The 5,247-nt window shown below is 71.5% G+C and carries 4 protein-coding genes and 2 pseudogenes; 3 read left to right on the forward strand and 3 right to left on the reverse strand.

All coding sequences use genetic code 11. The annotated features are described in order from the left end of the window. Window positions 1–175 precede the first annotated feature (175 nt). On the forward strand, window positions 176–1,411 hold the full coding sequence (locus I53_RS29105; protein WP_043357648.1) for an aspartate kinase: 1,236 nt from the start codon (window positions 176–178) through the stop codon (window positions 1,409–1,411). A 323-nt stretch (window positions 1,412–1,734) separates the two neighbouring features. On the opposite strand, the pseudogene I53_RS29110 reads toward I53_RS29105, so the two are convergent. After that, window positions 1,735–2,505: pseudogene (locus I53_RS29110) on the reverse strand (alpha-amylase family glycosyl hydrolase); the annotation flags it as partial. A 264-nt stretch (window positions 2,506–2,769) separates the two neighbouring features. Between I53_RS29110 and I53_RS29115 the strand changes: the two are divergent. Further along, window positions 2,770–3,640, forward strand: a pseudogene (locus I53_RS29115) (hypothetical protein). A 24-nt stretch (window positions 3,641–3,664) separates the two neighbouring features. On the opposite strand, the gene I53_RS29120 reads toward I53_RS29115, so the two are convergent. Beyond that, window positions 3,665–3,940, reverse strand: a complete 276-nt coding sequence (locus I53_RS29120) for a YiaA/YiaB family inner membrane protein (RefSeq protein ID WP_043357650.1) — start codon at window positions 3,938–3,940, stop codon at window positions 3,665–3,667. 48 nt (window positions 3,941–3,988) lie between these two features. Then, on the reverse strand, window positions 3,989–4,675 hold the full coding sequence (locus I53_RS29125; RefSeq protein WP_043357652.1) for a PspA/IM30 family protein: 687 nt from the start codon (window positions 4,673–4,675) through the stop codon (window positions 3,989–3,991). Window positions 4,676–4,782: 107 nt separating this feature from the next. On the opposite strand from I53_RS29125, the gene I53_RS29130 reads away from it, so the two are divergent. After that, the coding region (locus tag I53_RS29130) for a TetR/AcrR family transcriptional regulator (RefSeq protein WP_043357656.1) at window positions 4,783–5,247 on the forward strand (465 nt) is incomplete at its 3' end.

Below are 5,247 nucleotides of genomic sequence, written 5' to 3' on the forward strand. Positions count from 1 at the left end.
ATGCGTTGTGTCCGCGTTCTAGCATGGAGATCGCTCGGAAGTCGCCGCGGCGCGCGGGCGCCATGCTTGGCTGGTTGTTGACACTCTACCGAGCCGTTTGTACCCGCCGGGCACCGTCCGGACCGGGCTGCAGCGGTCCGTCCAATCGCCACCGGGAACCCGCGACCGAGAGACCATGCCCCGTCTGGTGATGAAATTCGGCGGCACCTCCGTCGCCAACGTCGATCGCATCCGCAACGTGGCGCGCCACGTCGCCCGCGAGGTGGCGGCCGGCTACGACGTTGCCGTGATCGTCTCGGCCATGTCAGGCAAGACCAACGAGCTGGTCGACTGGGTCAAGGACGCGAACGCGCTCTACGACCCGCGGGAATACGACGCCGTCGTGGCCTCGGGCGAACTCGTCACCGCGGGCCTCCTGGCGATCGCCCTCCAGAAGGACGGGGTCAAGGCCCGCTCCTGGCAGGGCTGGCAGATTCCGGTCATGACCTCGGACGCCCATGGCTCGGCGCGGATTGCCGAGATCGATCCCAAGAACCTCGAGGCGGGTTTCGCAAAGGGCGAGGTCGCGGTGATCGCCGGCTTCCAGGGCGTCCATGCCGAGACCGGCCGCGTGACGACGCTGGGCCGTGGCGGCTCCGACACCTCGGCGGTGGCGGTCGCGGCCGCGATCGGGGCCGAGCGCTGCGACATCTACACGGACGTGGACGGCGTCTACACCACCGATCCGCGCATCGTGCCGAAGGCCCGCCGCATGGAGCGGGTGACCTTCGAAGAAATGCTGGAGATGGCCTCGCTGGGCGCCAAGGTGCTGCAGGTCCGCTCGGTGGAGCTTGCCATGGTCCACCGGGTGCCGACCACGGTCCGGTCCTCCTTCGATCCGCCGGACGCCGCGCGCCCGGGCACCCTCATCTGCGACGAGGACGACATCGTGGAACAGCAGATCATCACCGGGATCGCCTTCTCCCGGGACGAGGCGCAGATCACCCTGCGCCGTGTCAAGGACAGCCCCGGCGTGGCCGCCGCGATCTTCGGGCCGCTGGCCGACGCCAACATCAACGTCGACATGATCATCCAGACCGTGTCGGGCGACCAGTCGACCACCGACATGACCTTCACGGTGCCGGCTTCCGAGTACCAGCGCTCGCGCGCCATCCTCGACGAGGCCCGCACGCAGATCGGCTACGCCCAGATCGAGGGGGCCACCGATGTCGTGAAGGTATCGGCGATCGGCGTCGGCATGCGCAGCCATGCGGGCGTGGCCGCCAAGGCGTTCAGGTCGCTTGCCGAGAAGGGGATCAACATCCGCGCGATCACCACCTCGGAGATCAAGTTCTCCGTGCTGATCGACGCCGCCTATACGGAGCTTGCGGTGCGCACGCTTCACTCGCTATACGGCCTGGACCAGGCCTGAGCCTGGGACGACGCGGGTTCGAGCGGGTCGCGTGGTGTGAACTAGACAGTCACGGGCCGATCCGCCGATCTCAGAGCGTCTCTGGGACCAGCGGTCCGGTCCATCCGGTGCCAGCCGTCCCGGGTTTGGCGCCAAGGTTGCAGGGTGGTCGACGCCAAGGCCACTCACCGACGCTGGAACGACGAACCGATGCCCGCTGCGCCCGGAGGCCCGCGCCTGCTGCTGCGCCGCCTCCGCGAAGCGATGGCGGAGCCGGTCAGCCCCCAGGCGCGCCTGGATCGCATCGTCGTCCTGATCGCCGCCAATGTCGTGGCCGAGGTCTGGAAGCGGTATTCCTCCAGCCAGTAGAGGGCGTTCTGGATGAAGAACTGGCGCACGGTGGCGCCGCTCTCCTTGCCGTCGAAGTTGATGCCCGCGCCCCAGGGGGTCTGGTGGCGCTCGGTGAAGAAGGTCTTGGCGTAGGCGTGGAGGTAGTTCCCGGCCGGACCGAAGTGATTGTAGACCGCGTCGAGATAGACCATCAGCCCGAGCCCATGGGCGGCGTCGATCAGGCGCTTGAGGTCGTCCGGGCGGCCATAGGCGCCGTCGGGGGCGTAGGGCTGGACGCCGTCGTAGCCCCAGTTGCGCGCGCCCTTGAAGTCGGCGAGCGGCAGCAGCTCGATGGCGGTGACGCCGAGCGCCTTGAGGTCGGGCAGCCGGGCCTGCAGGCCGGCATAGGTGCCCTCCGGCGTCGCGGTGCCGACATGGCACTCGTAGATCACCGCCTCCTCGAAGGGCCGCCCGGTCCAGTCCGCGTCGGACCACGCGAAGGCCCGCGGGTCGATCACCTCGCTGAGGCCCGAGACGTCGTCCGGCTGGAAGCGGGAGGCGGGATCGGGCACCACGAGGTCGCCGTCGATGCGGAAGCCGTAGCGGGCGCCGGGCTTCACCCCGGGCAGGGCGGTGCGGCGCCAGCCGCCGCCGGATTCCGGCAGCGGGTGATCGGCGCCGTCGACGACGAGCGCGACGCTCTTGGCGGTGGGTGCCCAGAGGGCGAAGCGGACGCCGCCCTCGACCATCTCGGCCCCGAAATCCATGCTGTGGGCGCGCCGCATCGGGCCACCGTCCTCGTCATTGGCCGCGCGCACCGGGATGCAAGCGCGGCAGGATCATCTGTCGTGGGAGAAGGCCCCGGGCCCGATCCGGTTCCCGCAGCGCAGCTATGGCGGAGCGGCCGGGTGGCAATGGGTCGACGACTGGGTCGACGAACGGGTTGACGCGCGGGGGCGACGGGCGCGCGGAAACTAAGCCGCAGTTCCGTCCGTGCGGGGCGGCCCTATCTTGAGCCGCCGGCATTCGGGTCGGTCTGGGAGCGGACACTGGGTCGGGCGCACATCATCGGCATCCACGGGCTCGCCAACAAGCCGCCCCGGGATGAGAAGGCCGCCTGGTGGCGCGCCGCGATCCGCGAGGGGCTCGACCGCAATCGCGGGCTCCGGGTGGCGGAGGCCGACCTGCCCTTCACCTTCGTCTACTGGGCGGACCTGCGCTACCCGCAGCCGCTCGCGGGCGACCGCAACCGGGAGCCCTACCGCCCCGATCACGGCCTCGGGCCGTTCCCCTCCCCCGCGGGGGAGCCCGACCGCGCCGAGCCGACCCTCACCGACCGGATCTATCGCGGCCTGTCGCACCTGCAGGAGGCCGCCGGACTGACGCCGGTGGACCACCTGATCCTGGAATACCGTCTCGACGATCTCTGGGGCTACCACGAGGACGCGGCCTTCCGGTCGGCGGCGCGGGCGCGCCTGCGCGACGTCCTGGCGGCGGCCGCGGCGGATACCGTGCTGATCGCCGCGCACTCGATGGGCGATCTGATCGCCTACGACGTTTCTGCGCGCCGCCGATCCGCAGGGGACACCTATGCCCCGCTGCGCCCTGGTTACCCTCGGCGCCCCTCTCGGCCTCGCCGAGCTGAAGCTGAAGCTCGCCGACGCGCACGGCGACCTCCGGGTGCCGGCGGCGCTCACCGCCTGGACCAACCTGATGGACCGCCAGGACATCGCCACGGTGGGCGACGACCTCGCGGCCCTCTACGCGCCGAATGCCGCCGGCGTGCGGGTGCGGGACGTGCCGGTGATCAACGCCTACCGGAGGCCGGACGGCGCCGAGAACCGGCACAAATCCTACGGCTACCTGCGGACCCCGGAATTCTCCCGGGTGGTCGCCGCGTTCCTGGAGGCTGCGGACTGAGCGGCGCCGACCTCGGGGATCGGCTCAGAGCCGGCCCGGCACCGCCTCCCGCAGGACGCGCTCGGTGGCGGCGTCCTCGATCTTGTTGATCAGCCGTTTCGCCTCGTGCTCGTCGCGCAGGGTCTTGGCCAGGGTGAAGGTCGTGCCCGTGAGGAACAGCGACGCCATGGCGAGGTAGCCCTTGATCCAGATATCCGCGGGCAGGAAGAAGATGCCGATCGTCAGCATGGCGGCGGCGGCGGCGAAGCTGACCAGCGTGAAGGTCTTCCAGGCGCCGGTATGGGGCATCTGCGGTGTCATGGTGCGGTCTCCTGAGGAAGGATCGGACGGGGGTTCGTGCGGCGCCGGTCAGGCCCCGGCCCTGAGGCGGTCCAGCACCGCCCGCGGGTCCGTGCGGGGGCGGCCGTAGCCCGCCGCCTCGAGATCGGCCTCGATCCCGCCCGCGGTCCCGGCCTCGAGATCGGCCTCGAGCTCGGTCAGCGCGGCGGCGACGTCCGCCTCGGCCGCCTGCCGCTCGCGCAGGCGCGCCAGCGTCCGCTCGGCCTCCCCGAGGGCCCCCGCCGACAGGGTCGTGACCCGGCGGCCCTCGAGGCCGGCCCGCCGCAGCGCCTCGGTGGTGCGGGCGGTCTGGAGCCCGCGGTCGAGATCCCGCAGCCGCTCGCCGCCCTGGGCGACGAGGCGCTTCAGCCGCTCGACCTCGGCGGCGAAGCGTTCGGCGGCGGCCCGGCGGTCGGCCCGCTCGTCCTCCAGCGCGGCGATGTGGATCGCCGCCCCGGTCCCGAGATCCTCGCGGCCGTCGGCCAGCGCCCGCCGCGCCCCGTCCGACAGGGTGTCGATGCGGGTCCCGATGGCGTCGAGGGCGCGCATCTCGGCGGCGTGGTAGGCCAGGGCGACGGCCAGTTCCCGCCGGGCGGCCGCCAGGGCTCCGGCGGCCTCCCGGATCTGCTGGCGGAGAATCGTCACGGCATGGGCGTCGTGGATCGCCTGGGCGTTGTCGGCGATCACGCCGCGCATCAGGAAGGAGAGGGTCCTCATCACGGTTCACCTCGCGAAGAACGACGGGCCGGATCGCATCCGTAATTTATTGAACGCCGTTCATGAAACAGGTAAAACACGCGGCGCGCCGCGTCGCAAGGGATAAAATGAACGAGGTTCATAAAAAAGTGCGCGGACGGCCGCGGAAGGAGCCGGGCGACCGCGCGGCGGATCGCCGGGCCCTGATCGAAGCCGCGGTGGCGATCCTGAACGCGGGCGGCGCGGCGGCGCTGACCGCCCGCGGCGTCGCGGAGCGGGCCGGCACGGCGGTGGGCTCGGTCTACACGCAGTTCGACAGCCTGGAAGTGCTGCGGCTGGAGGCCAACGCCGTCACCATGCGGCGGCTCCGGGACGCCCTCACGGAGGCGCTGGCGGCCTGTCCGTCGCGGGGGACGGAGGCGCGGCTCCTGTGCCTGGCCGATGCGTATCTCGCCTTCGCGGCGGGGCACCATGCCGCCTGGGCGGCGATCTTCGAGCGCCGCACCGTGGCGGCGCCGGATTCGGTGCAGGCCGACATCGCGGCCCTGTTCGGGATCTTGGAGGGGGTGCTGCGCGACGGCGGCCGCCTCGCC

Source organism: Methylobacterium sp. B1 (genome assembly GCF_000333255.1).
GTDB classification, from domain to species: Bacteria; Pseudomonadota; Alphaproteobacteria; order Rhizobiales; family Beijerinckiaceae; genus Methylobacterium; species Methylobacterium fujisawaense.